2 protein-coding genes are annotated in these 425 nt (G+C 51.1%); both read left to right on the top strand.

Annotation, left to right across the window (positions count from 1 at the left end; translation table 11 throughout):
- On the top strand, nucleotides 1–297 hold a 297-nt coding region (locus tag DWW13_RS18595; protein WP_147398355.1), incomplete at its 5' end, for a PrgI family protein.
- The coding region (locus tag DWW13_RS19655; protein WP_243026215.1) for a hypothetical protein at nucleotides 245–425 on the top strand (181 nt) is incomplete at its 3' end. The genes DWW13_RS18595 and DWW13_RS19655, both read left to right, overlap by 53 nt.

The following is a 425-nucleotide window of genomic DNA, read 5'->3' as shown; positions in this document are numbered from 1 at the left end:
CTGCCGCTGTTTTTTTTGCTCAAAGGCAGCGCAGGGACAAATCTTGCGGCTATGGCGATGATTGTCGTCATGCTCCCCTGCTTCCTGCTTGCCATGTATGAAAAGCATGGACAGCCCCTTGAAGTGGTGGTTAAGAACATCATTCAGACAAAGTTTACCCGCCCAAAGGAGCGACCTTACAGAACCGAAAACCTATACGCTGTCTTGGAAAAGCAGCGAAACTTAGAAAAGGAGGTATCAGCGATTGTCAAAAGGACAAACAAAAAAGACGCGGGAAGCCGCAGGAAACAGGCGTAAGCTGACCCGCGCCGAAAAGAAACAGATTGCCGAAGCTATCCGAAAGGCAAAAGGCGACGGCAAAGCCCGCACCGCACAGCAGACCATTCCCTACCTTGCCATGTACCCGGACGGTATCTGCAAGGTTA

It is taken from the genome of Blautia sp. AF14-40, from assembly GCF_003479665.1.
Lineage (GTDB): Bacteria > Bacillota > Clostridia > Lachnospirales > Lachnospiraceae > Fusicatenibacter > Fusicatenibacter saccharivorans.
This window is presented reverse-complemented; position numbering and strand designations above follow the sequence as displayed.